The sequence below is a fragment of the Streptococcus sp. 1032 genome (assembly GCF_013277015.1).
In the GTDB taxonomy this organism is placed as follows: Bacteria; Bacillota; Bacilli; order Lactobacillales; family Streptococcaceae; genus Streptococcus.
Genome location: NZ_VMMD01000018.1, coordinates 1 through 26,909, shown reverse-complemented (window position 1 = coordinate 26,909; position 26,909 = coordinate 1). Strand labels below are relative to the sequence as shown.

Below are 26,909 nucleotides of genomic sequence, written 5' to 3'. Positions count from 1 at the left end.
AGCTGTCTGCAAGCCCCTTCGGAGAGCCCACACTTTACGAAGTAAAGTATAGTATGTTATACTTTACATGGAAGTAGTCACCGAATTCCAGTTAGAAATTACTTTGTAACTACGTTTTGAGGAGGAGTAAAATGCTTTCCTATGTTCGAAATTACCCACTAGCGATAGCTAAATTAATGTGTCTGTGCTCTCCTAAAATCTGCTGATTTATTACTGACTAATACAGGAGGGTTTTTTATGGGACAGACAATCATATCTGCTATTGGTGTTTATATTTCCACCAGTATCGATTATTTAATTATTTTATTTATTTTATTTGCACAGCTATCACAGAATAAACAAAAATGGCATATTTATGCGGGGCAATATCTAGGCACGGGCTTACTTGTAGGGGCGAGTTTAGTTGCTGCTTATGTCGTTAATTTCGTGCCTGAAGAATGGATGGTTGGATTGCTTGGTTTAATCCCTATCTATTTAGGGATTCGCTTTGCAATTGTTGGAGAAGGTGAGGAAGAAGAGGAAGAAGAGGAAGAAATTATTGAAAGATTAGAACAAAGCAAGGCAAATCAACTGTTTTGGACAGTTACATTGCTAACAATTGCGTCTGGCGGAGATAATTTAGGTATCTATATACCTTATTTTGCTTCATTAGATTGGTCACAGACCCTCGTGGCCTTGCTTGTGTTTGTAATCGGCATAATTATCTTATGCGAGATTAGTCGGGTGTTATCCTCTATTCCCTTAATATTCGAGACAATTGAAAAATACGAGCGAATCATTGTGCCCTTAGTATTCATTCTACTTGGACTATACATCATGTATGAAAATGGCACGATAGAGACTTTTCTGACCGTGTAGATTTTTTTGTTTCACTAGGATTTTAGCCCGAGCTCAAATCAGCTCTCTGACTTCAGAGAGCTTTTTATGTTGTCACCTTACCTCGATATACTCAAGTATAATCTTCGGTTATGATTATTAGCACTGTAAGACCAACTATATTTATTTTTCTCATCTTGTTCCATTGTTGAAAATATGGTATACTTTTCATGAGAATTTTCTAAATTTTTAATATTCTGTCAAAGGAGGTTTGCATGCTTTCCAAATTTTCTGGAAGCCGACAAGACCAGCAATTTGTGTTACTTTTAGTTATTTTGCTAGGTGTTTTAGGGATTTCTCTCTTTCTAGCAGTTTCAATGGGAGCTGTTGCGATTGATCTAGGAGATACCTATCGGATTATTTTGAGCAGGTTGGGATTTCCTCTTGAGGTAGGAGAGGTTTCCAAGTCCACTCTTGCCATTGTATGGAACATGAGATTCCCTCGAGTATTGTTAGGTCTGATAGTAGGGGCAGGTCTTTCTATGTGTGGTAGCGTGATGCAGTCCACAGTGAACAACCCCATTGCAGAGCCCTATGTCTTAGGTATCTCTGCGGGTGCAACTCTAGGGGCAACTTTGAGCATCATTCTCGGTTTAAAAGTGATGATTAGCCTTGGCGCTTTTCTTGGAGCTATTTTGGCAACCATTGCTGTCCTCATCATTGCCTCTATGCAGGGCAGGATGACGACTTCTAGTCTCATTTTATCAGGAACTGTGGTCAATGCTCTCTTTCTGGCATTTTCCAATTTTATTATCTCAGTCGGCGCTAATGCGGACAGTGTGATGACCATTAAGTTTTGGACCATGGGTTCGCTTGCCGGAACTAACTGGTCTGACTTAGTCTTGCCAACTATAGTAGTAGGATTGGCCTTTCTATTTTTCTCTACTCAGTATCGTGTTTTTAATGCGATGATGATGGGAGATGAGGCTGCTTTAACGTTGGGGATTCCCTTACGCTTTTATTGGTATCTTTATGTGACCATGGTGGCTGTGCTGACAGCAGTCTTAGTGGCAACTTGTGGGATTATTGGATTTGTTGGTCTGATTACTCCCCACTTAGCTCGAGGGTTAGTAGGAACGAATTACAGGAGACTTTTTCCCGTTGCGACCTTACTGGGTGCCCTCTTTGTTATTTGGGCAGATGTACTCTCTCGTGTCATCATTCCAAACGCTGAGCTGCCGATTGGTATTTTCACAGCCTTAGTAGGTGCTCCCTTCTTTATCTACATTGTTGGAGGTAGGCGAAGGGAGGTGAGGGCCTGATATGGACTTGATTTGTCAGGATGTCCACTTTGGACTAGGAGAGAAAAAAATCCTCAAAGGAGTTTCTCTTAAGGTTGAGGGGCATCAATTTCATACGATATTAGGGCCAAATGGAAGTGGAAAAACCAGCCTGCTTAAACTCCTCTATCGTCAGGAAAAGGCGGACAAAGGCTTGATAAGCTTAGATGGAAAGCCTTTGGAACATTGGTCACTCAAAGAAACAGCTAAGCAGATGGCGGTCGTCACCCAGTTTAATCAATTGCAGTTTGATTGTACAGTTGAGGAAATCGTCTTGCTGGGAAGGACTCCACACCTCTCTTTTTTACAGAAGGAAAAGGAAAGGGATTATGCCCTCGTTCAAGATGCTCTCGTCAAGGTGGATATGCTTGAGAAGAAAACTCGTCTCTATTCGTCTCTTTCAGGTGGGGAGAAACAGCGAGTCTTATTAGCACGCGCCTTGGCGCAAGAACCGACTCTCTTGCTCCTGGACGAGCCAACCAATCACCTGGATATCAAGTACCAGTTAGACTTGCTGGCCATTGTGAAGAATCTCAAGGTCAATGTTCTAGCTGTCCTACATGATATTCAACTTGCTTGTCGCTATTCGGATTATCTCTATCTGATGAAAGAGGGGGAAATCCTTTACCAAGGGACTCCAAAGGAGACCATCACCCCTGAGTCATTGCAAACTGTATATGGAGTTCAAAGTCAGGTGACTTGGACTGAGGATCAGCAAGCTATGATTCACTATTTATAAGAAAGAAAAGGAAAACAAAATGAAAAAAACACTCAGTATTTTACTCGTAACAGTAGCTACCTTAACGATGGCAGCATGTGGCAATACTACTACAGAAAAAGCTACCACACAATCTAGCACAGAAACAAGTCAAAAGGCCAGCACAGAGACGACTTATCCGTTAACGGTCAAGACCTATGATGCTAAGGGAAATGAAGTCGAACAAGTCTTTGAGAAGGCACCTGAAAAAGTTATCACCAACAATCTTTCAACTACTGAAATTTTGTTGGAGTTAGGCTTGAAGGATAAAATTGCTGGCATGCTCAACCCTGACAATGCTGTAACGGACAAATACAAGGATGCTATTGCGACGATTCCTCAAATTGGCGATAAAAAAACAGTCTCACAAGAGACAGTCCTTTCTTATGAGCCAGACGCTGTGATGGGTCGAAACATGATGTTTTCTGAAAAATCCTTGGGGACAGTTAGCACTTGGAATGAAAACAAAATCCCAGTCTATACGCAAAAAGCTTCTCTCTCAACGATTCAGCAAGATTTGGGGAATATCGTAGAAGATGTCAAAAATCTTGGAATGATTTTTAATGTGCAGGACAAGGCCAATGAATACGCAGCCCAATTACAAACTAAAATTGACGCTGTTAAGAAAGCAAATCCAGCAAGTCAAGGTGAAAAGAAAAAGGCTTTGATTATGGTTGCTTATAATGATGAAACCTTCGGTGCCTACAAGTCTGCTTTGCAAGAAAGTTTGCTCAACCAACTTGGTTATACAAACGTTGCTACGGGGACATCAGGCTTGACCTTGGAAAATCTCGTGTCAATGGATCCTGAATTGATTATCTATGTAACCAGCGATCGCAATAAAAAATTGGATGAAAAAGCAGTAGAGTTGATGAAGGCAAATGCTGTTTTGGAAAGCGTTCCTGCTATTAAGAATCAAAAAATCATGACCATCTCTTACGATGAATTGATGGACTATGGTCCAGCAGTGATTGATTCCCTTGAGAAAATCAATGACTTTATCAATAAATAATGAGTTTGATTGGGAAGGAATTCAAGTTAAAATTAGCCTTCCTTCTAACTACGACCCCAATCAAACCTATCCGGCTATTTTATTGAATGATGGAAACTTGGATTTCCTATCGTCCCTTTCCGAATCTGTGATTTTAGTGGGCTTGACCTCTAAAAATCGCTTAGACGACTACACTCCCTGGGCGACATCGGCTCTGAGAGATGGAGCTCCAGATTTTGGCGGTCAGGCCAACGTCTATCATGATCATTTATTTGGAGGTCTTTTAGATAAGTTGCAGTCGCTTTATCGACTGGATGAAGCACGCCTTGCCTACGGAGGTTATTCACTAGGTGGCTTGGTGGCAGTTTACAGTCTTTTCAGCTTTGATAAGGTTTCCTGTGTTTTTTCTATCTGCGGTTCCTTTTGGTATCCTGATTTTGTGGCTTACTGCAAGGCAGAGACAGTGAAAAATCTAGACTGTTTGCTGTATTTACAGAATGGTCAAACAGAAGGAGTCAATCATAGCAATCGCTTGGCTCAAGCACCAGTCTATGCTGAGAAAATCCATACCAGTCTTCAGAAACGCTATCCGAACAGCCAGTTTGTCTTTGACCCTTATGGACACCACGAACAAGTAGCTGAGCGATTCCTAGCTTTTTCTAGCTGGTTGGCCCAAAAATGGAAAATCGAATAAAAGATTTATCCCTTGGCTTTTGCCAAGGGATTGTTGTATTTATTTAACCAAGGTTTTCTCTCTTTTTATCTGGATTCCATACAAAGCTTGCGATAAAGCTAAAGATGATGGTTAGGATAGCGAGGATAATGGCAAGGATGAGGGCAGGGATGCGGATAAACCACCAGAGTGGATTTGGTTTTTTATTATTGTGCCATTGTTTCGTTTCTTCATCCAGACGTTGGAATTCTGCTTGGATACGATTGGCGACTGTTTCAATGCCTTCATCATTCATTTTCTTGATATCTGAGATATCGATTGGATTTCCAAAGTTCATATCAACACGCTCACGGCTAACCAAGCCCTTCAAGGTCATAGGACCTGTATAGGTAACCGGCATGATACGGACCTTGGCCATTTTGGCAATCAGGGCTACGCCACCCTTGACATCGTTTGAGTGACGGCTCCCACTTGGAAACATGATGAGAGAGCGGTCACTTTTTTTAAGAACATTGATAGGGTATTTGATGGCTGAGGCGCTAGGATTTTCACGGTCGATAGGAAAGGCGCCACACATACGGATCCACCAACCAAAGATACGGTTGGTAAAGAGCTCTTTTTTGGCCATAAAGATGAACTGTTTTGGCTTGGTCGCAAAGGCCATGTAAACAGGATCCCACCAGGTACGGTGAGGCGCAACCAAAATATAATTTTCATCTTGATTAGGAATTTTATCAGTATTATGATAGTGGGCATTGCCATTGATGGACCATAGGAGCAAGACAACTAATCCACGTAAATAAGTATAAAACATGCGATCTCCTTCGATTCTTTTCTTGTTATTATTATACCTTATCAAAGAAGGGCTGGCAAACTTTTCCCTTGACCAGGTCCATATTTGGGATGAGATTAGAATTCTTTTAGAAAAAATGATATGATATAATTTATGGATAAAAATAAGATTATGGGATTAACCCAAAGAGAAGTCGAGGAAAGACAGGCTAAGGGCTTGGTCAATGATTTTACTGCTTCGGCCAGTACCAGCACTTGGCAAATCATCAAACGAAATGTCTTTACCCTTTTTAACGCTTTGAACTTTGCCATTGCTTTGGCCCTTGCCTTTGTGCAGGCTTGGAGCAATCTGGTCTTCTTTGTCGTTATCTGCTTTAACGCTTTTTCAGGGATTGTGACGGAGCTCCGTGCCAAGCATATGGTGGACAAGCTCAATCTCATGACCAAGGAAAAGGTCAAGACTATTCGTGATGGCCAGGAAGTGGCTCTTAATCCTGAAGAATTGGTGTTAGGAGATGTCATTCGTTTGTCTGCTGGAGAGCAAATTCCTAGTGATGCCTTGGTTTTGGAAGGCTTTGCGGAAGTCAATGAAGCCATGTTGACGGGGGAAAGTGATTTGGTGCAAAAGGAAGTTGACGCCTTGCTTTTGTCAGGAAGTTTCCTAGCCAGTGGGGCAGTTTTAGCTCAAGTTCACCATGTCGGTGCAGACAACTATGCTGCTAAACTTATGCTTGAGGCTAAGACTGTGAAACCTATCAACTCTCGTATCATGGAATCGCTGGACAGGTTAGCAGGTTTTACTGGGAAAATTATCATTCCTTTTGGTCTAGCTCTCTTGCTAGAAGCCTTGATTTTAAAAGGCTTGCCTCTTAAGTCGTCCGTTGTAAACTCGTCGACAGCTCTTTTGGGGATGTTACCTAAGGGAATTGCCCTTTTGACCATCACTTCGCTCTTGACAGCGGTGATTAAGTTAGGCTTGAAAAAGGTCTTGGTGCAGGAGATGTACTCCGTTGAGACCTTGGCGCGCGTGGATATGCTCTGTTTGGATAAGACGGGCACCATCACCCAAGGAAAGATGCAGGTAGAGGCTGTTCTTCCTCTGACGGAAACTTATGGTGAAGAGACTATTGCCAACATTTTGACTAGCTATATAGCTCATAGTGAGGATAAAAATCCAACTGCCCAAGCTATTCGCCAGCGATTCCAAGGCCAAGTAGCCTATTCTATGATTTCCAATCTCCCCTTCTCAAGCGACCGCAAGTGGGGTGCTATGGAGTTAGAAGGTTTGGGAACAGTTTTCTTAGGGGCGCCTGAGATGTTGCTGGATTCTGAGGTCCCAGAAGCCAGAGAGGCCTTGGAGAGAGGTTCACGTGTCTTGGTCTTGGCTCTCAGTCAGGAAAAACTAGACCATCACAAACCACAGAAACCATCTGATATTCAGGCTCTAGCCTTGCTGGAAATATTGGATCCCATTCGAGAGGGAGCAGCAGAGACGCTGGACTATCTCCGTTCTCAGGAAGTGGGCCTCAAGATTATCTCTGGTGACAATCCAGTTACGGTATCCAGCATTGCCCAGAAGGCTGGTTTTGCGGACTATGATAGTTATGTAGATTGCTCGAAAATTACGGATGAGGAATTGGTTGCTATGGCGGAGGAGACTGCTATTTTCGGACGGGTTTCCCCTCATCAAAAGAAACTCATCATCCAAACTCTGAAAAAAGCGGGTCATACAACGGCTATGACGGGAGACGGAGTCAATGATATTCTGGCTCTTCGTGAGGCGGATTGTTCTATCGTAATGGCGGAGGGAGATCCTGCGACTCGTCAGATTGCAAATCTGGTTCTCTTGAACTCTGACTTTAATGATGTTCCTGAGATTCTCTTTGAAGGTCGTCGCGTAGTCAATAACATTGCCCATATCGCCCCGATTTTCTTGATTAAGACCATCTATTCTTTCCTATTAGCGGTCATCTGTATTGCCAGTGCTCTTCTGGGACGGTCTGAATGGATCTTGATTTTCCCCTTTATTCCAATCCAGATTACCATGATTGACCAGTTTGTGGAAGGTTTCCCACCATTCGTTCTGACTTTTGAGCGAAATATCAAACCTGTCGAGCCAAACTTCCTCAGAAGATCCATGCTTCGTGCTCTACCAAGTGCTCTCATGGTTGTGTTCAGCGTTCTTTTTGTGAAAATATTTGGAAGTAGCCAAGGTTGGTCTGAGTTAGAAATTTCAACTCTACTCTATTATCTCTTGGGGTCAATTGGTTTCTTATCTGTATTTAGAGCCTGCATGCCATTTACCCTATGGCGTGTCCTCTTGATTGTTTGGTCAATAGGAGGCTTCCTAGCCACAGCTCTCTTCCCAAGAATTCAAAAATTGCTTGAAATCTCCACCTTAACAGGACAAACATTACCTGTTTATGGTGTCATGATGTTGGTCTTTACCGTGATTTTCATCCTGACTAGTCGCTATCAAGCCAGAAAATAAAGAAAGGCTGTAATCTGTGGATTGCGGTCTTTTTAGGTACAAGATTGCCAGCTGAAATGTGGTATAATAAGAGGTAATAGAGTTTTGGAAAGAGAGAGAAAATGATTTCAAAGAGATTAGAATTAGTGGCTTCCTTTGTGCCACAGGGAGCCATTTTACTCGATGTGGGGAGTGACCATGCTTATCTGCCTATCGACTTGGTCGAAAGAGGACAAATCAAAAGTGCCATTGCAGGTGAGGTTGTGGAAGGTCCCTATCAGTCTGCGGTCAAAAATGTTGAAAGTCACGGCCTAAAGGAGAAAATCCAGGTTCGTTTAGCCAATGGCTTGGCAGCTTTTGAAGAGGCAGACCAAGTGTCTGTCATTACCATTGCTGGTATGGGCGGACGCTTGATTGCTAGGATATTAGAAGAAGGCTTGGACAAGCTAGCTAATGTAGAACGATTGATCCTCCAGCCCAATAATCGTGAAGACGATTTGCGTATTTGGTTGCAAGACAATGGCTTTCAGATTGTGGCAGAAAGCATTCTAGAAGAAGCTGGTAAGTTTTATGAGATTTTGGTGGTGGAAGCAGGACAAATGAAGTTATCAGCCAGCGATGTTCGCTTTGGTCCTTTTTTGTCCAAAGAAGTCAGTCCAGTATTTGTCCAAAAATGGCAAAAAGAATCTGTTAAGCTAGAGTTTGCCCTCGGACAAATCCCTGAAAAAAATTTGGAAGAACGTCAAGTTCTAGTAGATAAAATTCAAGCCATCAAGGAGGTTCTCCATGCTAGCAAGTGAAGTCATTAACCGATATGAAGCTTATTGTCCTCAGGAATTTTCCATGGAGGGAGACAGTCGTGGTCTGCAAATTGGAACTTTGGACAAGGCTATCCAAAGTGTCATGGTGGCTCTGGATATTCGTGAAGAAACGGTGGCTGAAGCCATTGAAAAGGGTGTGGACTTGATTATTGCCAAGCACGCGCCGATTTTCCGTCCCATCAAGGATTTGGTAGCTAGCCGTCCGCAAAATCAGATTTACATTGATCTTATCAAGCATGACATTGCAGTTTATGTCAGCCATACCAATATTGATATTGTTGAAAATGGTCTCAATGATTGGTTCTGTCAGATGCTAGGTATCGAGGAAACGACCTATCTGCAGGAGACAGGTCCTGAACGTGGAATTGGTCGTATTGGGAATATTCAGCCTCAGACCTTTGGAGAATTAGCCCAACATGTCAAGCAAGTCTTTGGCCTAGATAGCCTTCGAATGGTGCATTATCAAGAGAATGACTTGCAGAAGTCTATTTCAAGAGTGGCTATCTGTGGTGGAAGCGGGCAGTCTTTCTATAAGGATGCTTTAGCTAAAGGAGCGGAAGTCTATATCACTGGTGACATCTACTACCACACTGCCCAGGATATGCTGTCTGATGGCTTGCTAGCATTGGATCCAGGACACTATATCGAAGTGCTGTTTGTGGAAAAAATCGCAGAGCTTCTTAATCAATGGAAAGAGGAAAAAGGTTGGGAACTAGAGATTTTACCTAGTCAAGCATCAACCAATCCTTTCCACCATATCTAGTTAGAAAGTGAAAACAATGAAAAAAGTTGCCATTATCGGAGCAGGAATTGTGGGTGCAACAGCTGCCTACTACCTCTCGAAAGAAAGTGACCTAGAAGTAACCGTCTTTGACCATGGACAAGGTCAGGCTACCAAGGCTGCAGCAGGAATTATCAGCCCCTGGTTTTCCAAACGACGCAATAAGGTCTGGTACAAAATGGCGCGCTTGGGGGCTGATTTTTATGTGGATTTATTAGCTGATTTAGAGAAATCAGGGCAGGAAATTGACTTTTACCAGCGTTCGGGAGTCTTTCTCTTGAAAAAGGATGAATCCAAGTTGGAAGAACTCTATCAACTAGCCCTCCAGCGTAGAGAAGAATCTCCCTTGATAGGCCAGTTAGCCATTCTGAACCAAGCATCAGCCAATGAATTATTCCCTGACTTGCAGGGATTTGACCACCTGCTCTATGCTTCTGGTGGAGCGAGAGTAGATGGTCAACTCTTAGTGACTCGTTTGCTGGAAGCCGGTCAGGTCAAGCTGGTCAAAGAAAAAGTGACTCTGACACCTTTAGCATCAGGTTACCAGATTGGCGAAGAGGTGTTTGATCAGGTTATTTTGGCGACGGGAGCTTGGTTGGGACACCTGTTAGAGCCTTTAGGTTATGAAGTAGATGTTCGTCCCCAAAAGGGGCAACTCCGAGATTATCAACTTGCCCAAGATATGGAAGCTTACCCTGTTGTTATGCCAGAAGGGGAGTGGGATTTGATTCCTTTTGCAGGTGGGAAATTATCTCTAGGCGCTACTCATGAAAATGATATGGGATTTGATTTGACGGTAGATGAAACCTTGCTCCAACAAATGAAGGAGGCAGCCTTACCTCACTATCCAGTTTTAGCTAGAGCGACTTCAAGAGCTGAGCGTGTGGGAATCCGTGCCTATACCAGTGATTTCTCACCTTTCTTTGGGCAAGTACCTGGCTTAGCAGGTGTCTATGCTGCTAGTGGACTAGGTTCATCAGGCCTCACAACGGGGCCTATTATCGGTTACCATCTAGCTCAACTGATCCAAGACAAGGAGTTGACCTTAGACCCAGCAAACTACCCAATTGAAAACTATGTCAAGCGACTAAAAAACGAATAAAATTTTACTGAAATTTTATCCTACCCTCTAGGATGGCAAATGACATTCCCTATCAAAAATGGTAAAATAAGAAAAAATAATCCGAGAATCGAGGAAAGAAGATGCAAGAAAAGATTTTGGTAACGGGTGGAGCAGGTTTTATCGGAACCCACACTGTTATTGAGTTAATCCAAGCAGGTCATCAGGTTGTTGTGGTGGATAACCTTGTGAATAGTAACAGAAAAAGTTTAGAAGTTGTTGAGAGAATTACAGGAGTTGAAGTGCCTTTCTATGAGGCAGATATCCGTGACACAGATACCCTCAGAGATATTTTCATGCAAGAAGAACCAACAGGGGTCATTCACTTTGCTGGCTTGAAGGCTGTCGGTGAATCTACCCGTATCCCTCTTGCCTACTATGACAATAATATCGCTGGAACTGTTAGCCTTTTGAAAGCTATGGAAGAAAACAACTGTAAAAACATCATTTTCAGTTCTTCTGCGACAGTGTACGGAGATCCGCATACAGTGCCCATCTTGGAAGATTTCCCACTTTCAGTGACCAATCCATACGGTCGTACCAAGCTCATGCTAGAGGAAATTTTGACAGATATCTACAAGGCAGATTCAGAATGGAATGTGGTCTTGCTTCGTTACTTTAACCCAATCGGAGCCCATGAGAGTGGTGATTTGGGAGAAAATCCAAACGGTATTCCAAACAACCTCTTGCCATATGTGACTCAGGTAGCCGTTGGAAAATTAGAGCAAGTGCAAGTATTTGGAGACGATTACGATACGGAAGACGGAACTGGTGTTCGTGACTATATCCACGTTGTTGACTTGGCTAAAGGTCACGTTGCAGCTCTGAAAAAAATCCAAAAAGGCTCAGGTCTAAACGTTTATAACCTTGGAACAGGTAAAGGCTACTCAGTTCTTGAAATTATCCAAAATATGGAAAAAGCAGTGGGACGTCCAATTCCTTACCGCATCGTAGACCGTCGCCCAGGGGATATCGCAGCCTGCTATTCAGATCCTGCAAAAGCCAAAGCAGAACTGGGCTGGGAAGCAGAATTAGGCATCACCCAAATGTGTGAAGACGCATGGCGTTGGCAAAGTAAGCATCCAAATGGATTTGAAGACTAAGATGGTGATGTCAATCATAGTCCCCTGTTTAAACGAAGAGGAAGTACTTCCTCTTTTTTATCAGGCTTTGGAAGATTTGATTCCTGATTTGGAAACAGAAATCGAGTATGTCTTTGTCGATGATGGCTCAAGCGATGGAACCTTGGAACTCTTAAAGGCCTATCGGGAACAAAATCCGGCAGTGCATTATCTTTCTTTCTCGCGAAATTTTGGCAAAGAAGCAGCTCTCTATGCAGGCTTGCAATATGCGACAGGAGATTTGGTGGTGGTGATGGATGCAGACCTCCAAGATCCTCCTAGTATGTTGCTTGAGATGAAAGCTCTACTAGACAAAAATGCAGACTTGGACTGTGTTGGAACACGCAGAACCAGTCGAGGGGGAGAACCCTTCTTTCGCAGTTTCTGTGCTAATCTCTTTTATCGTCTTATGCAAAAAATTAGTCCAGTAGCCTTGCCGTCAGGTGTCCGTGATTTTCGCATGATGAGAAGATCTGTAGTCGATGCTATTTTAGCTTTGACCGAGTCCAATCGTTTTTCAAAGGGGCTCTTTGCCTGGGTGGGTTTTAAAACCCACTATCTGGACTATCCAAATGTCGAAAGGCAGGCTGGCAAGACCAGTTGGAGTTTTAGGCAACTCTTTTTCTACTCCATTGAAGGGATTGTTAATTTTTCAGATTTTCCCTTGATTATCGCCTTCGTGGCAGGTCTCCTATCTTGTTTTATTTCTCTACTTATGACCTTTTTTGTTGTGGTTCGGACCCTCATTTTGGGCAATCCGACATCAGGTTGGACCTCTCTGATGGCTGTTATTCTCTTTCTCGGAGGGATTCAACTCTTGACCATTGGGATTCTCGGCAAGTATATCAGTAAGATTTATCTAGAGACTAAAAAAAGACCACTTTATCTCGTCAAAGAAAAAAGTGACCTTCCTGATCTTACAGAAAAAAATAAAGAGAAAAGACTATAATTTTGCATGGAAATATGCTAAACTAGAAGGAGTGGAACGTTCTTATCGATGTTAGAGTTAATCTTTAATCAAGGCACGTGTCGGACAGTTTCTAACAGCTTCTACGACGTCCTGACTAGGAGAGATTTCTTTTTCTAGTTGGTCAGGGTCATCGTAAAAACGCACGATTCCATTATCGTGGTAATCAAATAATTCAGAATAAGTTTGGCAAAGCCCACAGGCAATGCAACGTTCAGGTATAAGTGTGATTTTCATATTTATATTGTAATAAGAAAAGTAAAAAAAAACAAGGAGTAAGGTATGGCAAAAGAACCGTGGCAAGAAGATATTTATGAGAATCAAGAAGAAACAAGATCAGAACGTCGTAAGAGAGAACAAGGTGGAGGAGTGCTGGCTAATCGTATCTTGACTATTTTAGCAAGTATTTTCTTTGTGATTGTAGTTGTGATGATTATTGTTCTTATCTATCTTTCATCGGGTGGGAGTAATCGCACAGCAGCCTTGAAAGATTTTCACGATTCAGATACAAAAGTAGAGCAAGTTTCTTCTACTTCTAGTAGTAGTTCAGAGCAGGCATCTTCTAGTTCAGAGGAGAAGGTAGAAGAGTCATCTAGTAGCTCAGAACATCCAAATGATCCAGAAGGAACTACAAAAGTTATGGCTGGAGAAGGAGAAGCCGCCATTGCCGCTCGTGCAGGAATCTCGATTGCTCAGTTAGAGGCTTTGAATCCTGGCCATATGGCTACAGGATCTTGGTTTGCTAATCCTGGAGATGTGATTAAGACTAGATAGGAGTCATAAATGAAGACGATTCAAATTGCTATCGATGGTCCAGCTTCAAGTGGCAAGAGTACGGTCGCAAAGATTATTGCCAAGGATTTTGGATTCACCTACCTAGATACAGGTGCTATGTATCGTGCAGCGACCTACATGGCTCTCAAGAACCAATTAGAAGTTGAACAAGTTGAAGAACTCTTAGACTTATTGGACCAGCATCCAATCAGTTTCGGGCGCTCAGAAACTGGAGAACAGCTTGTCTTTGTAGGAGATGTGGATATTACCCATCCTATCCGTGAAAATGAAGTGACCAATCATGTTTCTGCCATCGCAGCAATTCCTGAAGTGCGTGAGAAACTAGTTTCTCTCCAACAAGAGATTGCCCAGCAAGGTGGGATTGTCATGGACGGTCGCGATATTGGAACGGTTGTATTGCCACAAGCAGAATTGAAAATTTTCCTAGTAGCTTCGGTAGATGAAAGAGCAGAGCGCCGTTACAAGGAAAATATTGCCAAGGGAATTGAAACAGACCTTGAAACCCTAAAAGAGGAAATTGCTGCGCGTGACTACAAGGATAGCCATCGTGAGACTTCGCCTCTCAAACAAGCAGAGGACGCTGTCTACCTTGATACAACTGGCTTGAACATTCAAGAAGTAGTTGAAAAAATCAAAGCAGAAGCTGAAAAAAGAATGTAAATGTAGAGAAGCCGATAGATTGATATCGGTTTTTTCTAAATTTGTCAAAATGCTGATTTTAGGGTATAATAGTTGCTGTTCGAGAAATTTTGATTTTCAAAGAATAGTGAATGATGATAAGGAGAAACCATGAACAACTTACCAAATTGCCCAAAATGTAACTCAGAGTATGTCTACGAAGACGGTGCCCTACTGGTTTGCCCAGAGTGTGCTCATGAGTGGAATCCTGCTGAAGTTGCAGATGTAGAAGAGGGCCTTGTTGCTATCGATGCCAACGGGAATAAATTGTCTGACGGTGATACTGTAACCCTCATCAAGGATTTGAAAGTAAAAGGTGCGCCAAAAGATTTGAAACAAGGGACGCGCGTGAAGAATATCCGCATCGTAGAAGGCGACCATAATATTGACTGTAAGATCGATGGCTTTGGTGCCATGAAACTCAAATCAGAGTATGTGAAGAAAATTTAAGCATGTCAAAGAACTACAAACTTACATTTTATAGCCGTATCTTCTTGTTTCTAGCGGCTTTTACGGGAGTTTATCTTGAAATCGCCAAGCATGGTGGATTTGGGATGTTACTCTATTATACGGTTCTGTCCAACCTTTTAGTCGCGATTTTTACGCTCTATCTCCTAAAGGTTATGAGCCGTTTAGGTGAAAACTGGCAAAGACCAAGTCTCTTGCGCTTAAAAGGTGGGGTCACCATGAGTATCATGATTACCTGTGTGATTTACCATTTCCTTTTAGCGCCTATTGCGACTAATTTCTATACTCTAGAAAATTTCCTTTGCCACTATATCGTTCCCCTCTGGTTTTTAGCAGATACCCTCTTTTTTGACAAACAGGGTCAATACAAGATTTGGGACCCAATTGTGTGGACGATTTTACCCTTGCTGTATATGATTTTTGCTCTTTTTAATGGCTTGGTATTGAAACTTGATGTTCCTAATTCTAAGGTCAGTCCCTTCCCGTACTTCTTTTTGAATGTGAACAAGGGTTGGGATGTCGTGTTCAAGTGGTGTCTGATTATCTTTGTTGCCTATATGGTGGCAGGATTTATCTTCTACTTTATTAAGCAAATCAAGAGAAAATCATCCTAAGACACAAGGGATTCATTTTCGAGTTTAAGAAGGAGTCTGTACACTAAAGAGGCTTCTTCTTTTCTTGCTTGTTTGATGACTATCAAAAAAGTAGAAGATTAAGAGAAATATAGAAAGAGATTTCATGAAACAATTTTTAGAACGGGCCAGTATTTTGGCTCTCTCCCTCGTTTTGATTACGTCCTTTTCCATCTCGAGTGCCCTGCCAGCCATGTTTGACTATTATCAAGGTTATCCTAAGGAACAAATTGAGCTCTTGGCGAGCTTGCCTTCCTTTGGAATCATGATTATGTTATTACTAAATGGTTTCTTAGAAAAAATATTTCCTGAGCGCTTACAGATCAGTTTGGGATTGCTGATTTTATCACTAAGTGGAACTGCTCCCTTTTGGTACCAAGCTTATCCTTTTGTCTTTGGAACACGGATTCTTTTTGGTTTAGGTGTTGGGATGATCAATGCCAAGGCCATTTCTATTATCAGTGAACGCTATCAAGGAAAAACGAGAATTCAGATGTTAGGGCTACGCGGTTCTGCAGAGGTCGTTGGGGCTTCTCTCATTACCTTGGCAGTCGGCCAATTGTTGGCCTTTGGTTGGACAGCTACTTTCTTAGCTTATAGTGCTGGATTTTTAGTTCTGATCCTTTATCTGCTCTTTGTACCTTATGGAAAAGAAAAGAAAGAAGTCAAGAAAAAAACGAAGGAAGCAAGTCGCTTAACTCGGGAAATGAAGGGCTTGATTTTTATCTTAGCTATTGAAGCGGCGGTTGTAGTTTGTACCAATACAGCTATTACCATCCGTATTCCAAGTCTGATGGTGGAAAGAGGACTGGGAGATGCCCAGTTATCTAGTTTTGTTCTTAGTGTCATGCAGTTAATCGGGATTGTGGCTGGTGTGAGTTTTTCTTTCCTGATTTCAATATTTAAAGAGAAACTGCTCCTATGGTCTGGAATTACTTTTGGCTTAGGGCAAATTGTGATTGCCTTGTCTCCATCCTTGTGGGTGGTAGTGGCAGGGAGTATTCTAGCTGGTTTTGCCTACAGTGTAGCCTTGACGACGGTCTTTCAACTTGTCTCTGAACGAATTCCAGCTAAACTCCTCAATCAAGCGACTTCATTTGCTGTATTAGGCTGTAGTTTCGGAGCCTTTACGACCCCATTTGTTCTAGGTGCAATTGGGTTACTAACTCACAATGGCATGTTGGTCTTTGCCATTTTAGGCTCATGGTTGATTGTAACCTCTATCTTTGTCATGTACCTACTTCAAAAGAGAGCTTAGGATTGGTTTCCTAAGTTTTTCTTTTTGTGAATTTTGTACCCAGACAATATTTGATTTAGACCCTTGTTTACAGACTAATTTCTTGATAAAATAGGAGTTATGACAAGATATAAAGCAACTATTTCCTATGATGGTTACGCTTTTGCTGGTTTTCAGCGCCAGCCTCATGCGCGTAGCGTTCAGGAAGAAATTGAAAAAACCTTGACCAGGTTAAATAAAGGGCAAGCCATTACTGTTCACGGTGCTGGTAGGACAGATAGTGGAGTTCATGCCCTAGGCCAGGTTATTCATTTTGACCTACCTTATCAGATGGATGAGGAGAAGCTCCGTTTTGCTTTGGACACCCAGTCTCCTGAAGATATTGATGTGATTGCGATTGAGCTTGTGGCGGATGATTTTCATTGCCGTTATGCCAAGCACAGTAAGACCTATGAGTTTATCGTGGATAGAGGCCGTCCCAAGAATCCTATGCGCCGTCACTATGCCACTCACTTTCCCTATCCACTCTATGTGGAACGGATGCAGGAGGCTGTCAAAAAGTTAGAGGGAACCCATGATTTTACCGGTTTTACAGCCTCTGGGACTAGTGTAGAGGATAAGGTTCGCACCATCACAGAAGCTAGTTTAACAGTTGATGAGACAGGTCAGTTTTTGACCTTTACCTTTTCAGGAAATGGTTTCTTGTATAAGCAGATTCGCAATATGGTGGGGACACTGCTTAAAATCGGCAATAATCGCATGCCAGTAGAGCAGATTGACCTCATCTTGGAGAAAAAGGACAGGCAGCTTGCAGGTCCCACTGCAGCACCAAATGGTTTGTATTTAAAGGAGATTCGTTATGAAGAATAATCGTATTTTAGCACTTTCAGGAAATGATATTTTTAGTGGTGGTGGATTGTCCGCTGATTTGGCTACCTATACCTTGAACGGCTTGCATGGTTTTGTAGCAGTGACTTGTTTGACAGCCTTGACGGAAAAGGGCTTTGAAGTCTTTCCAACTGACGATACCATTTTTCAACATGAATTAGATAGCTTACGTGATGTGGAGTTTGGGGGAATTAAGATTGGTCTCCTACCAACTGTCAGTGTGGCTGAGAAGGCATTGGACTTTATCAAGCAACGCCCAGGAGTGCCTGTGGTTCTGGATCCTGTCTTGGTCTGCAAGGAAACGCACGACGTAGCAGTTAGTGAACTCTGCCAAGAGTTGGTTCGCTTTTTCCCTCATGTCAGTGTGATTACGCCTAATCTTCCTGAAGCAGAATTACTAGCAGATCAAGAGATTAAAACCCTTGAAGATATGAAAACTGCAGCACAGAAATTGCATGAATTAGGAGCGCCAGCAGTTATTATCAAGGGAGGCAATCGCCTTAGTCAGGACAAGGCTGTAGATGTCTTTTATGATGGACAAACCTTTACAGTGTTGGAAAATCCTGTCATCCAAGGGCAAAATGCTGGCGCAGGTTGTACCTTTGCCTCTAGCATTGCCAGTTACTTGGTTAAAGGTGATGAACTTTTATCAGCAGTAGAAAGCTCTAAGGCTTTCGTTTACCGTGCCATTGTACAAGCAGATCAGTATGGAGTAAGACAATATGAAGCAAACCAAAACAACTAAAATCGCCCTTGTATCCCTATTAACCGCCCTTTCTGTGGTTCTAGGTTATTTCTTAAAAATTCCAACACCGACAGGCATTCTAACTCTTTTAGATGCGGGTGTCTTCTTTACGGCCTTTTACTTTGGTAGTCGTGAAGGGGCTGTAGTCGGAGGACTAGCAGGCTTCTTGATTGACCTCTTATCAGGCTATCCTCAGTGGATGTTCTTTAGCTTGGTCAACCATGGCTTGCAGGGATTTTTCGCAGGATTTAAAGGAAAAACTCAGTGGTTAGGCCTTATCTTAGCAACGATTGCCATGGTAGGGGGTTACGCCTTGGGTTCTACATTGATGAATGGCTGGGCAGCAGCCCTACCAGAAATTTTACCAAATTTCATGCAAAATATAGTAGGGATGATTGTAGGATTTATTCTTAGTCAAAGTATCAAGAAGATTAAGTAAAGAGACTGAGTCAAAAGTCTTTCAAATAAGAAAAACGCATAGTATCAGGTGTTCAAAACTTGATACTATGCGTTTTATTGTGGGAAGATTTTATACTCTTCAAAAATCTCTTCAAACCGCGTCAACGTCGCCTTGTCGTAGATATGGTTACTGACTTCGTCAGTTCTATCCACAACCTCAAAACAGTGTTTTGAGCTGACTTCATCAGTCTTATCTACAACCTTGATTTTCATTGAGTATTAGATGAATATTAATCAAAATAAAGCAAGTCTTTGCTGGTGCTTGTAAAGAGGTCAAAGCCATCCTTGGTAACAACACCGCAGTCTTCGATACGGACACCGACTTTACCAGGGATATAGATACCTGGTTCAACAGAGAAGCACATGCCTTCTTCGATAACCAAGTCATTTCCTTCCATGATAGAAGGGAATTCGTGGACATCCATACCGATACCGTGACCGAGACGGTGGTTGAAGTACTCGCCGTAACCAGCTTTTTCGATGACCTCACGGGCAGCGCGATCCACTTCATGGGCAGTCACCCCTGGCTTGATAAAGTCAAGAGCAGCTTGTTGGGCTTCAAGAGTCAAGTTATAAATGTCTTTCTTGAATTGGTCTGGTTTGCCGACAGCGACCGTACGAGTCATATCTGACGCATAGCCGTTGACTAGAACACCAAGGTCAAAGAGGAGAAGGGCGTTATTTTCAACTTTGTTTGCTGCTGGAATACCGTGTGGATTTGCAGCATTATCACCAGTCAAGACCATGGTATCAAAACTCATTTCATAACCTTCACGCTTCATAGCAAAGTCAATTTGGGCGATGATATCTGTCTCAGTCTTATCAAGAGAAATATTGTCAAAACCAACATTAACAGCCTTGTCCGCATAGAGACCTGCAACCATCATTTTTTGCACTTCATCAGCTGATTTGATGAGGCGCATGCGTTGGATACGAGGAGTGAGGTTTTCAAACTCAGCAGTTTCAAAAACGGTTTTTAAACCATGATATTTGGTTAAGATGAGATTGTCAAACTCAACAGCGACACGTTTGAAATCAAGCTGTGGTAGAGCATGTTTCATTTTTTGCCATGGATTTTCAGAATCCACATAGCCCACAACTGGGAAGGAAACAGTGCTAGTAGCACGCTCAACCTCAAGGGCTGGGACAAAGAGGAGGGGTTCTTGATCCGCTAGGATAAAAAGGAACATTTGGCGTTCATGGGGATCACTGTAAAAGCCAGTGAGGTAATTGATTGTGACGGGGTCAGATACGACAGCGACGTCTAGTTTTTCTGATTCAAGATATGTTACGATTTGTTGTAATTTAGACATATGCTACCTTCTTTCTACTCCTCTATTTTGGCAAAAAATGAGAGAAAATGCAAGGGAGAAGGGTAAAAGAACAGACAAAAAGAACTCCGACAAGATAACAGAGTTCTTTGATATAATTTCCTTTTGTTTAAGAAAAGTCAGCCTTGCTTTTGACATCACTGTATTCTTCAGCGATTTCTTGGCTGAGAATATCTTCATAGGCAGGGAGTTGGATGTCCTGACCATATTTCTTCTTGAGGGCTGTAGTGACTAGGCGATAAGCCAGATTGGCATTACGAGAGAGGATAGGCCCGTGGAAGTAGGAACCAAAGACATTCTTATAATGAACCCCTTCGCCGACTTTTTCTTCGTTATTTCCATTTCCATAGACAACCTGTCCCAGTGGTTTTTGATCATCTGAGAGGAAGGTACGGCCCTGATGATTTTCAAAGCCATAGTAGGTTTCATTGAAATCTTCATTGTGAATCTTGATGTCACCGATAAAACGGTTATTGGTCTGGTTGAGCGTGTAGTGGCCCATGACACCTAGCCCTTCGATACGTCTCCCTGAAGCTTCAATATAATATTGACCCAATAGTTGGAAACCACCGCAGATAGCCAGAACCACACCGTCATTTTGGATGTAGTTGTCAATGCTCTCTTTTTTAGCAGGTAGGTCGTCTGCAATGATACTCTGTTCAAAGTCTTGACCACCACCGAAAAAGGCGATGTCGTAGTGATTTTCATCAAAGTCATCATGGAGAGAAACGATGTCAACCGTCACATGGGCTCCCAGCTTTTCAGCCACATACTTGAGCATGAGGATGTTTCCATTGTCCCCGTAGGTATTCATGAGATTTCCGTAGAGGTGGGCAATGTTGAGCTGATAAGGGTAATTGCCATCTTTTGAGGAAAGTGAAGTATAAACCATTAGTTCATCTCCTTTCTAACAATCTGACGACTAGCCAGCAGTTCGCGGAATTCCAGCATAGCAGTATAGGTAGCCAGGATATAGGCATGCTTGCAGTCTTGGTTTTCAATGGTCTTAAGAACTTGTTCCAGATTACTTGTCTCAGTAATTTTCTCAGCTGGGTAACCAGTCACACGAAGACGGCGTGCGATTTCAGAATGGCGAACACCGCCAGCGTTGATTTCAGGGATGTCCATGTCAGTGATTTGTTCAAAATCAGCATCCCAGATCCAGCTTGTGTCAATCCCATCAGCATAGTTGGCATTAAGGAGGACGGATAGGCTAAATGGATAAGGTGCTAGTTTAATCATCTCGATAGCTTGGGTTGCACCGACTGGATTTTTAATCAAAACAAGGGTGCATTCCTTGTCACCGATATGGAAGGTTTCCTGGCGTCCAAAGACAGCACGGCTCTTGTCAAATCCCTGCTTGATGAGTTGGGAATCGGCGCCGAGAAAGCGGGCGATGGCAACTGCAGCTAGGGCGTTGTAGATATTATAGAGACCACCGATTTGGATACCATATTCTTGTCCGTCTATGACAAAGCGAGAGCTATTGTTGGTCAACTCAACTAGTTCTGTCAAGCGATAGTCGAGATCAGGACGTTTACATCCGCAGCCTTCACAGATATAGGCACCCAAGTTTGCATAGGTATTCTGCTCATATTTGAGGATTCCTTGGCAGTCAGGACAGAGAATCCCTTCTGTATTATAGTGAGCCAGCTGGGCTGGTCTTTTCTCCAAGTCAAAACCAAAATACTCTACAGGATTTGGAATAGCTGGCTTGTAGAAAAGTGGACTGTCTCCATTAAGGAGAACAGTAGCCGTAGGCACCTTACGAATGGCATCCAAAATCATCTTGTAAGTTGTGTAAATCTCACCATAGCGGTCCATCTGGTCACGGAAGATATTGGTGATAACAAAAAGGCTTGGCTGGATATAGTCACAGATACGAGATAGACTGGCTTCATCAATTTCTAAGACGGCAATATTTTTTCCAGTTTTAGAAGATTTGGCTGTTAAGAAGGTTGTCGCAATTCCTGTAATCATGTTGGCACCGCTTGGGTTGGTCAGAACTTGACCATAAACCTCTTTTAAAATACCGACAGTGAGGGCAGTTGTCAAGGTTTTTCCGTTGGTTCCAGTGACCACGACAATCTCGTAGTTCTTAGCTAGGTTTTGTAAAATATCTTTATCAAATTGAAGGGCAAGTTTTCCTGGGAGCGTACTTCCACGGCCAAGACGGCTTAAAACGAAGTGGGAAGAGCGCCCAGCAATAAGGCCCAAAGTAGTTTTTAAGTTCATGTTTCTATTATATCACAAAAGAGTGAAAAGACAGATTTGGTGTTTCGCAGAAGCAAAAACAGCCCAAAGAGGGCTGTTCGATACGATCAAATCTCAACTTAAATCGCAAACAAGTCATTCAAGTTCTCAGCCAAGGTTGGGTGAGTGAAGATTTGTTTTGTGAAGTAAGTATAAGGAATCTTGTTGTCCATAGCAACAGTAATGATGTTGATGATTTCTTGAGAACCTTCTGAGAAGATGCTTGCTCCAAGAATTTCTTTTGTTTCAGTATTCACAACAGCTTTGAAAGCTCCGCGAAGGTCTCCATTTACGTGACCACGAGGCATGGCTGCAACAGGGATTTCTTTCACTGCGTATGGAAGTTTCAAATCAGCTGCTTGGCTTTCAGTTAAACCAACTTGTGAAAGGGCAGGTGTGATAAACATGGTGTTTGGTACATTGAGACGGTCTTCAAGAGTGTAGCTGCCATCTCCAGCAAGGTAGCTGTAGACAACACGGAAGTCATCAAGTGAAATGTAAGTAAATTGAAGGCCACCGTTGACATCTCCAACTGCAAAGACACCAGGAACGTTTGTTTGACAGTGTTTGTCTACTTTAATAGCGCCACGTTCAGTTAGTTCAATATCTGTATTTTCAAGTTGAAGTGGTTCTACATTTGGTTTGCGTCCAGTTGCGTAGAGAAGGGCATCGAAACGGTAAGTTTCGTTTTCAGTCACGACAAGGACTTGGTCACCGTCGTTTTTGATTTCAGTAGTATGGATATTTTGAAGCAATTCAATACCGTCTTCTTCCATATATTGTTTAGCAAGAGCTGCGATGGAAGGTTCTGCACGAGGTAGGAAAGTATCCAAGGCATCTAGGACTGTGACCTTGCTTCCAAGTTTGTTGTAAAGGCCAGCAAATTCAAGACCGATATTTCCGCCACCAAGGACTCCAAGTTTTTCAGGCAACTTGTCCAAGTTTTGGATCCCTGTTGAGTCAAAGACGTTTTTGCTTGTAGCAAGTCCAGGGATTGGCAAGACGTTTGAAACAGCACCAGTGTTGATGACGATTGTTTCAGCAGTCAGTTCTTTCTTTTCATCACCAGCTTGGATTTCGATGACTTTATTTGAAAGGAAGTGAGCTTCCGCATCAAAGATATCCACGCCTGTACCAGCAACAGTCGCATAGTTTTTACCGTTGAGGCGACCAGTGATAGTATTTTTGGTAGCAATGACTTCTTCAAAAGACAAGCCCTTCTCAGCAGCAACTAGCAAAGTCTTAGTTGGGATACAACCGATGTTGATACAAGTTCCACCGTACATAGCTTTGCTACGTTCAACGAGGGCAACTTTTTTGCCAGCTGAAGCCAATTTACCAGCTAGTGTTTTACCAGCCTTACCAAATCCGATAACGATTAAATCATAAGTTAACATTTAGAGTTCCTCCTATTCGAATTACATTCTAGCACAAGAAAAAAACTTTTGCACAATTCTGCTACGAAAAAGACAGAAAAAAATAAAAACGCTTTCCAGACAAAAAGCTAGTAATTTTTTGACAAGCTTGATAAACTAAAATCCTATCTATTTTTATATAAGATAGAATAAATGTTCGAAAATAGGAGGTTTTATGAAATCGAATCGTTATATTATTGCCTTTGCTGGGGTCATTTTACACTTAATGCTGGGTTCGACTTATGCTTGGAGTGTTTATCGTAACCCTATTATTGAAAAAACGGGATGGGATCAGGCTTCTGTTGCCTTTGCCTTTAGTCTAGCAATCTTTTGTTTAGGCTTATCGGCTGCATTTATGGGGCGTTTGGTAGAAAAATTTGGTCCGAGAGTCATGGGGAGTCTATCTGCTTTTCTATACGCAGGTGGAAATATCTTAACAGGATTTGCAATAGACCGTCAGGAACTGTGGTTGTTGTATCTGGCTTACGGCATTTTAGGTGGGCTTGGTTTGGGAGCAGGCTATATTACCCCTGTGTCAACGATTATAAAATGGTTTCCTGATAAACGTGGTCTCGCAACAGGTTTAGCGATTATGGGGTTTGGTTTTGCTTCTTTATTGACTAGTCCCATAGCGCAACATCTCATCGCAGGGATAGGGCTTGTAGAAACTTTTTATATTTTAGGTGCAAGTTACTTTATTATCATGCTCCTAGCTTCACAATTCATTAAGCGTCCAAATGAGCAAGAGCTTGCAATTTTATCTGCTTCAGGGAAAGAAAAAACAGCCTCTTTGACGCAAGGAATGGCTGCAAATCAGGCTCTGAAAAGCAATCGGTTTTATATACTTTGGATTATTTTCTTTATCAACATAGCTTGTGGTTTAGGCTTAATTTCAGCGGCATCGCCAATGGCACAGGAGATGGCTGGCTTGTCTACAAGTCATGCAGCAGTAATGGTGGGCGTTTTAGGGATTTTCAATGGATTTGGTCGCTTGCTCTGGGCGAGCTTATCTGACTATATCGGTCGCCCCCTAACCTTTAGTATATTACTGCTTGTCAATCTTTTCTTTTCTCTCTCACTTTGGCTCTTTACAGATTCCGTTTTATTTGTAGTCGCTATGTCTATTTTGATGACTTGCTATGGAGCTGGTTTTTCATTGATTCCAGCTTATCTCAGTGATATTTTTGGAACCAAGGAATTGGCCGCTCTGCATGGTTATATTTTAACAGCTTGGGCAATGGCTGGTTTAGCAGGACCTATTTTATTAGCAGAGACTTATAAAATGGCTCATTCTTACACACAAACCTTGTTCGTTTTTATCATTTTATATAGTATCGCCTTGGCTTTGTCTTATTATCTAGGTCGTTCCATCAAAAAGGAAAGCCAAAAACCGCTTACATGATTTTCTAGAGAAATTAGGCTATCTTTTGCTCTGGTCTTGTGTTATACTAGATGGGTTGCAAAGAAAACAGTACTTTTCTTTTGTGGAAAAGAAGCAACACGATTTTGTATCCAGTATATGAAAATACGTCATAAAAAGAAAAGTATACACTAAGCCCTATAGGGTGGCTTCGCACCACCTTTAGAAAGAAGAATAACGTGAAATTTAATGAATTAAACTTGTCTGCTGATTTGCTAGCAGAGATTGAAAAAGCTGGTTTTGTAGAAGCCAGTCCGATCCAAGAACAAACCATTCCTTTGGCCCTTGAAGGCAAGGACGTTATCGGTCAAGCTCAGACTGGTACAGGAAAAACTGCAGCTTTTGGCTTGCCTACTCTTGAAAAAATCCGTACAGAAGAAGCGACCATCCAAGCCTTGGTCATCGCTCCAACTCGTGAACTCGCTGTCCAAAGTCAAGAAGAACTATTCCGCTTTGGTCGTAGTAAGGGAGTCAAAGTTCGCTCAGTATATGGCGGATCAAGCATTGAAAAACAAATTAAGGCTCTTAAATCTGGTGCCCATATCGTGGTGGGAACACCTGGTCGTCTCTTGGACTTGATTAAACGCAAGGCCTTGAAATTACAAGATATTGAAACTCTCATCCTTGACGAAGCAGATGAAATGCTCAACATGGGCTTCCTTGAAGATATCGAAGCCATCATTTCTCGTGTTCCTGAAAACCGTCAAACCTTACTTTTCTCAGCAACTATGCCAGATGCTATCAAACGTATCGGTGTTCAGTTTATGAAAGAACCTGAGCATGTGAAGATTGCGGCTAAGGAATTGACAACAGAATTGGTTGACCAGTACTATATCCGAGTTAAGGAACAAGAAAAATTTGATACCATGACTCGTCTTATGGATGTGGAACAACCAGAACTTGCTATCGTATTTGGTCGTACTAAACGCCGTGTAGATGAATTGACTCGTGGTCTTAAAATCCGTGGTTTCCGTGCCGAAGGAATTCATGGTGACCTGGACCAAAACAAACGTCTGCGTGTCCTTCGTGACTTTAAAAATGGCAATCTTGATGTTTTGGTTGCGACAGACGTTGCTGCGCGTGGTTTGGATATTTCAGGTGTGACTCATGTCTATAACTACGATATTCCACAAGATCCTGAAAGTTATGTTCACCGTATTGGTCGTACAGGTCGTGCTGGTAAGTCAGGTCAGTCTATTACTTTCGTATCACCAAATGAAATGGGTTACCTCCAAATCATTGAAAACTTGACTAAGAAACGCATGAAAGGTCTCAAACCTGCAAGTGCAGAAGAAGCCTTCCAAGCTAAAAAGCAAGTAGCTCTTAAGAAAATCGAACGTGATTTTGCAGATGAAACCATTCGTGCCAACTTTGAGAAATTTGGCAAGGATGCTCGTAAACTAGCTGCCGAATTTACTCCAGAAGAATTGGCAATGTATATTTTGAGTCTGACTGTTCAAGACCCAGATAGCCTTCCAGAAGTGGAGATTGCGCGTGAAAAACCACTGCCATTTAAACCATCCGGTAATGGCTTCGGTGGTAAAGCTAAGGGAGGTCGTCGTGGAGATGACCGTCGTGATAATCGCCGTGGAGACAACCGTCGTGGTGGCCGCCGTGATGATTTCAAAAAAGGAAGTCGTGGCAACGATCGTTTTGATAAGGAAAAACGTTACCGTAAGGATAATAAAAAACCACGCACTACTTCAAGCGAAAAGCAAACAGGCTTTGTTATTCGTAACAAGGGCGATAAATAGGAAAAAGCGGTTCAAAATGAATCGCTTTTTTATATAAGGAGACCGAATGTGAAAAAAGATAAATAAAATTGTTGTATTATCTTTTTATAATGTTATGATACACAAAAACAGGCAACTTGTCAATAGAAAAGGAACAATTTAATTAAAAATATTCTGGTTTTTAAAAATGGTAAATTCCCAAACTA

At 42.2% G+C, this 26,909-nt stretch carries 28 protein-coding genes; 21 read left to right on the top strand and 7 right to left on the bottom strand.

All coding sequences use genetic code 11. The features are described 5' to 3' along the window. Nucleotides 1-237: 237 nt before the first annotated feature. The 5 genes from HT711_RS06825 to HT711_RS06805 all read left to right on the top strand — a co-directional run bounded on the left by HT711_RS06825 (nt 238) and on the right by HT711_RS06805 (nt 4,598). The gene (locus HT711_RS06825) at nt 238-858 is read left to right on the top strand and encodes a CadD family cadmium resistance transporter (RefSeq protein WP_000531713.1); all 621 of its coding nucleotides are present in this window, start codon (nt 238-240) and stop codon (nt 856-858) included. 233 nt (nt 859-1,091) lie between these two features. Beyond that, nucleotides 1,092-2,138: an iron ABC transporter permease gene (locus HT711_RS06820; protein ID WP_173234650.1), complete on the top strand. Its 1,047-nt coding sequence runs from the start codon at nt 1,092-1,094 to the stop codon at nt 2,136-2,138. A gap of 1 nt (nt 2,139) precedes the next feature. Then, nucleotides 2,140-2,895, top strand: a complete 756-nt coding sequence (locus HT711_RS06815; RefSeq protein ID WP_000364120.1) for an ABC transporter ATP-binding protein — start codon at nt 2,140-2,142, stop codon at nt 2,893-2,895. A 19-nt stretch (nt 2,896-2,914) separates the two neighbouring features. Then, nucleotides 2,915-3,925 carry an ABC transporter substrate-binding protein gene (locus tag HT711_RS06810; RefSeq protein WP_173234652.1) on the top strand — a complete coding sequence of 337 codons (1,011 nt, stop codon included), beginning with the start codon at nt 2,915-2,917 and terminating at the stop codon, nt 3,923-3,925. Continuing rightward, nucleotides 3,906-4,598, top strand: a complete 693-nt coding sequence (locus HT711_RS06805; protein WP_173234654.1) for an alpha/beta hydrolase-fold protein — start codon at nt 3,906-3,908, stop codon at nt 4,596-4,598. Before HT711_RS06810 ends, HT711_RS06805 begins: the two co-directional genes overlap by 20 nt. A gap of 43 nt (nt 4,599-4,641) precedes the next feature. Here the strand turns inward: HT711_RS06805 and HT711_RS06800 are convergent, their stop codons facing one another. Then, on the bottom strand, nt 4,642-5,391 hold the full coding sequence (locus HT711_RS06800) for a 1-acyl-sn-glycerol-3-phosphate acyltransferase (protein ID WP_173226956.1): 750 nt from the start codon (nt 5,389-5,391) through the stop codon (nt 4,642-4,644). Between the two features lie 132 nt (nt 5,392-5,523). On the opposite strand from HT711_RS06800, the gene HT711_RS06795 reads away from it, so the two are divergent. The 6 genes from HT711_RS06795 (at nt 5,524) to HT711_RS06770 (ending at nt 12,631) form a co-directional block, all read left to right on the top strand. After that, nucleotides 5,524-7,860 (top strand): cation-translocating P-type ATPase, encoded by a 2,337-nt coding sequence (locus HT711_RS06795; protein WP_173234656.1) that lies wholly within the window; start codon nt 5,524-5,526, stop codon nt 7,858-7,860. Between the two features lie 101 nt (nt 7,861-7,961). Then, nucleotides 7,962-8,639 carry a tRNA (adenine(22)-N(1))-methyltransferase TrmK gene (locus HT711_RS06790; protein WP_112443961.1) on the top strand — a complete coding sequence of 226 codons (678 nt, stop codon included), beginning with the start codon at nt 7,962-7,964 and terminating at the stop codon, nt 8,637-8,639. After that, on the top strand, nt 8,626-9,423 hold the full coding sequence (locus HT711_RS06785; protein WP_173234658.1) for a Nif3-like dinuclear metal center hexameric protein: 798 nt from the start codon (nt 8,626-8,628) through the stop codon (nt 9,421-9,423). The genes HT711_RS06790 and HT711_RS06785 overlap by 14 nt, the downstream gene beginning before the upstream one ends. Nucleotides 9,424-9,439: 16 nt before the next feature. After that, nucleotides 9,440-10,543, top strand: a complete 1,104-nt coding sequence (locus HT711_RS06780; RefSeq protein WP_173234660.1) for an FAD-binding oxidoreductase — start codon at nt 9,440-9,442, stop codon at nt 10,541-10,543. Between the two features lie 101 nt (nt 10,544-10,644). Continuing rightward, on the top strand, nt 10,645-11,664 hold the full coding sequence (gene galE / locus HT711_RS06775; protein ID WP_112443967.1) for a UDP-glucose 4-epimerase GalE: 1,020 nt from the start codon (nt 10,645-10,647) through the stop codon (nt 11,662-11,664). A 1-nt stretch (nt 11,665) separates the two neighbouring features. Beyond that, the gene (locus tag HT711_RS06770) at nt 11,666-12,631 is read left to right on the top strand and encodes a glycosyltransferase family 2 protein (protein WP_345890041.1); all 966 of its coding nucleotides are present in this window, start codon (nt 11,666-11,668) and stop codon (nt 12,629-12,631) included. A 57-nt stretch (nt 12,632-12,688) separates the two neighbouring features. Here HT711_RS06770 and HT711_RS06765 read toward each other — a convergent pair whose 3' ends face one another. After that, entirely contained in the window at nt 12,689-12,886 is a 198-nt protein-coding gene (locus HT711_RS06765) for a ferredoxin (RefSeq protein WP_004235080.1), read from the bottom strand. Between the two features lie 45 nt (nt 12,887-12,931). Here HT711_RS06765 and HT711_RS06760 point away from each other — a divergent pair, with 45 nt between their 5' ends. The 8 genes from HT711_RS06760 (at nt 12,932) to HT711_RS06725 (ending at nt 18,531) form a co-directional block, all read left to right on the top strand. Beyond that, nucleotides 12,932-13,423 carry an SAG1386/EF1546 family surface-associated protein gene (locus tag HT711_RS06760; RefSeq protein ID WP_023946238.1) on the top strand — a complete coding sequence of 164 codons (492 nt, stop codon included), beginning with the start codon at nt 12,932-12,934 and terminating at the stop codon, nt 13,421-13,423. Nucleotides 13,424-13,432: 9 nt separating this feature from the next. Continuing rightward, the gene (gene cmk, locus HT711_RS06755; protein ID WP_153198729.1) at nt 13,433-14,104 is read left to right on the top strand and encodes a (d)CMP kinase; all 672 of its coding nucleotides are present in this window, start codon (nt 13,433-13,435) and stop codon (nt 14,102-14,104) included. 129 nt (nt 14,105-14,233) lie between these two features. Next, on the top strand, nt 14,234-14,572 hold the full coding sequence (locus tag HT711_RS06750) for a zinc ribbon domain-containing protein YjdM (protein WP_173234665.1): 339 nt from the start codon (nt 14,234-14,236) through the stop codon (nt 14,570-14,572). Between the two features lie 2 nt (nt 14,573-14,574). Continuing rightward, nucleotides 14,575-15,204, top strand: a complete 630-nt coding sequence (locus HT711_RS06745) for a Pr6Pr family membrane protein (RefSeq protein WP_173234667.1) — start codon at nt 14,575-14,577, stop codon at nt 15,202-15,204. A gap of 124 nt (nt 15,205-15,328) precedes the next feature. Continuing rightward, a complete protein-coding gene (locus HT711_RS06740) occupies nt 15,329-16,480 on the top strand; it encodes an MFS transporter (RefSeq protein ID WP_023946242.1) in 1,152 nt (383 codons plus the stop codon). 99 nt (nt 16,481-16,579) lie between these two features. Further along, nucleotides 16,580-17,329, top strand: coding sequence for a tRNA pseudouridine(38-40) synthase TruA (truA, locus tag HT711_RS06735; protein ID WP_173234669.1), 750 nt, complete (start codon nt 16,580-16,582; stop codon nt 17,327-17,329). Then, nucleotides 17,319-18,092 carry a bifunctional hydroxymethylpyrimidine kinase/phosphomethylpyrimidine kinase gene (locus tag HT711_RS06730; protein ID WP_173234671.1) on the top strand — a complete coding sequence of 258 codons (774 nt, stop codon included), beginning with the start codon at nt 17,319-17,321 and terminating at the stop codon, nt 18,090-18,092. Before truA ends, HT711_RS06730 begins: the two co-directional genes overlap by 11 nt. Beyond that, the gene (locus tag HT711_RS06725) at nt 18,070-18,531 is read left to right on the top strand and encodes an ECF transporter S component (RefSeq protein ID WP_173234673.1); all 462 of its coding nucleotides are present in this window, start codon (nt 18,070-18,072) and stop codon (nt 18,529-18,531) included. The genes HT711_RS06730 and HT711_RS06725 overlap by 23 nt, the downstream gene beginning before the upstream one ends. Nucleotides 18,532-18,605: 74 nt before the next feature. Here HT711_RS06725 and HT711_RS06720 read toward each other — a convergent pair whose 3' ends face one another. The 5 genes from HT711_RS06720 to HT711_RS06700 form a co-directional block, all read right to left on the bottom strand. Next, entirely contained in the window at nt 18,606-18,764 is a 159-nt protein-coding gene (locus HT711_RS06720; RefSeq protein WP_173249898.1) for a hypothetical protein, read from the bottom strand. Between the two features lie 17 nt (nt 18,765-18,781). After that, a complete protein-coding gene (locus HT711_RS06715; RefSeq protein ID WP_173234675.1) occupies nt 18,782-19,864 on the bottom strand; it encodes a Xaa-Pro peptidase family protein in 1,083 nt (360 codons plus the stop codon). Between the two features lie 127 nt (nt 19,865-19,991). Then, on the bottom strand, nt 19,992-20,774 hold the full coding sequence (gatD, locus tag HT711_RS06710) for a lipid II isoglutaminyl synthase subunit GatD (RefSeq protein WP_033686811.1): 783 nt from the start codon (nt 20,772-20,774) through the stop codon (nt 19,992-19,994). Beyond that, nucleotides 20,774-22,117 (bottom strand): lipid II isoglutaminyl synthase subunit MurT, encoded by a 1,344-nt coding sequence (gene murT / locus HT711_RS06705; protein ID WP_112443990.1) that lies wholly within the window; start codon nt 22,115-22,117, stop codon nt 20,774-20,776. The genes gatD and murT overlap by 1 nt, the downstream gene beginning before the upstream one ends. 98 nt (nt 22,118-22,215) lie before the next feature. Further along, complete coding sequence (locus HT711_RS06700) at nt 22,216-23,532, bottom strand: FAD-containing oxidoreductase (RefSeq protein ID WP_000958960.1); 1,317 nt, start codon at nt 23,530-23,532, stop codon at nt 22,216-22,218. A 193-nt stretch (nt 23,533-23,725) separates the two neighbouring features. Between HT711_RS06700 and HT711_RS06695 the strand changes: the two genes are divergently transcribed. Beyond that, the gene (locus HT711_RS06695) at nt 23,726-24,952 is read left to right on the top strand and encodes an OFA family MFS transporter (RefSeq protein ID WP_000841581.1); all 1,227 of its coding nucleotides are present in this window, start codon (nt 23,726-23,728) and stop codon (nt 24,950-24,952) included. A 197-nt stretch (nt 24,953-25,149) separates the two neighbouring features. Continuing rightward, a complete protein-coding gene (locus HT711_RS06690; protein ID WP_173234677.1) occupies nt 25,150-26,724 on the top strand; it encodes a DEAD/DEAH box helicase in 1,575 nt (524 codons plus the stop codon). Nucleotides 26,725-26,909 lie beyond the last annotated feature (185 nt).

What these genes read in the sequence shown, in the direction of transcription:
- HT711_RS06825 (WP_000531713.1), top strand. Translation starts at nt 238, where the DNA reads ATGGGACAGACAATCATATCTGCTATTGGTGTTTATATTTCCACCAGT.
- HT711_RS06820 (WP_173234650.1), top strand. Translation starts at nt 1,092, where the DNA reads ATGCTTTCCAAATTTTCTGGAAGCCGACAAGACCAGCAATTTGTGTTA.
- HT711_RS06815 (WP_000364120.1), top strand. Translation starts at nt 2,140, where the DNA reads ATGGACTTGATTTGTCAGGATGTCCACTTTGGACTAGGAGAGAAAAAA.
- HT711_RS06810 (WP_173234652.1), top strand. Translation starts at nt 2,915, where the DNA reads ATGAAAAAAACACTCAGTATTTTACTCGTAACAGTAGCTACCTTAACG.
- HT711_RS06805 (WP_173234654.1), top strand. Translation starts at nt 3,906, where the DNA reads ATGACTTTATCAATAAATAATGAGTTTGATTGGGAAGGAATTCAAGTT.
- HT711_RS06800 (WP_173226956.1), bottom strand. Translation starts at nt 5,391, where the DNA reads ATGTTTTATACTTATTTACGTGGATTAGTTGTCTTGCTCCTATGGTCC.
- HT711_RS06795 (WP_173234656.1), top strand. Translation starts at nt 5,524, where the DNA reads ATGGATAAAAATAAGATTATGGGATTAACCCAAAGAGAAGTCGAGGAA.
- HT711_RS06790 (WP_112443961.1), top strand. Translation starts at nt 7,962, where the DNA reads ATGATTTCAAAGAGATTAGAATTAGTGGCTTCCTTTGTGCCACAGGGA.
- HT711_RS06785 (WP_173234658.1), top strand. Translation starts at nt 8,626, where the DNA reads ATGCTAGCAAGTGAAGTCATTAACCGATATGAAGCTTATTGTCCTCAG.
- HT711_RS06780 (WP_173234660.1), top strand. Translation starts at nt 9,440, where the DNA reads ATGAAAAAAGTTGCCATTATCGGAGCAGGAATTGTGGGTGCAACAGCT.
- galE (WP_112443967.1), top strand. Translation starts at nt 10,645, where the DNA reads ATGCAAGAAAAGATTTTGGTAACGGGTGGAGCAGGTTTTATCGGAACC.
- HT711_RS06770 (WP_345890041.1), top strand. Translation starts at nt 11,666, where the DNA reads ATGGTGATGTCAATCATAGTCCCCTGTTTAAACGAAGAGGAAGTACTT.
- HT711_RS06765 (WP_004235080.1), bottom strand. Translation starts at nt 12,886, where the DNA reads ATGAAAATCACACTTATACCTGAACGTTGCATTGCCTGTGGGCTTTGC.
- HT711_RS06760 (WP_023946238.1), top strand. Translation starts at nt 12,932, where the DNA reads ATGGCAAAAGAACCGTGGCAAGAAGATATTTATGAGAATCAAGAAGAA.
- cmk (WP_153198729.1), top strand. Translation starts at nt 13,433, where the DNA reads ATGAAGACGATTCAAATTGCTATCGATGGTCCAGCTTCAAGTGGCAAG.
- HT711_RS06750 (WP_173234665.1), top strand. Translation starts at nt 14,234, where the DNA reads ATGAACAACTTACCAAATTGCCCAAAATGTAACTCAGAGTATGTCTAC.
- HT711_RS06745 (WP_173234667.1), top strand. Translation starts at nt 14,575, where the DNA reads ATGTCAAAGAACTACAAACTTACATTTTATAGCCGTATCTTCTTGTTT.
- HT711_RS06740 (WP_023946242.1), top strand. Translation starts at nt 15,329, where the DNA reads ATGAAACAATTTTTAGAACGGGCCAGTATTTTGGCTCTCTCCCTCGTT.
- truA (WP_173234669.1), top strand. Translation starts at nt 16,580, where the DNA reads ATGACAAGATATAAAGCAACTATTTCCTATGATGGTTACGCTTTTGCT.
- HT711_RS06730 (WP_173234671.1), top strand. Translation starts at nt 17,319, where the DNA reads ATGAAGAATAATCGTATTTTAGCACTTTCAGGAAATGATATTTTTAGT.
- HT711_RS06725 (WP_173234673.1), top strand. Translation starts at nt 18,070, where the DNA reads ATGAAGCAAACCAAAACAACTAAAATCGCCCTTGTATCCCTATTAACC.
- HT711_RS06720 (WP_173249898.1), bottom strand. Translation starts at nt 18,764, where the DNA reads ATGAAAATCAAGGTTGTAGATAAGACTGATGAAGTCAGCTCAAAACAC.
- HT711_RS06715 (WP_173234675.1), bottom strand. Translation starts at nt 19,864, where the DNA reads ATGTCTAAATTACAACAAATCGTAACATATCTTGAATCAGAAAAACTA.
- gatD (WP_033686811.1), bottom strand. Translation starts at nt 20,774, where the DNA reads ATGGTTTATACTTCACTTTCCTCAAAAGATGGCAATTACCCTTATCAG.
- murT (WP_112443990.1), bottom strand. Translation starts at nt 22,117, where the DNA reads ATGAACTTAAAAACTACTTTGGGCCTTATTGCTGGGCGCTCTTCCCAC.
- HT711_RS06700 (WP_000958960.1), bottom strand. Translation starts at nt 23,532, where the DNA reads ATGTTAACTTATGATTTAATCGTTATCGGATTTGGTAAGGCTGGTAAA.
- HT711_RS06695 (WP_000841581.1), top strand. Translation starts at nt 23,726, where the DNA reads ATGAAATCGAATCGTTATATTATTGCCTTTGCTGGGGTCATTTTACAC.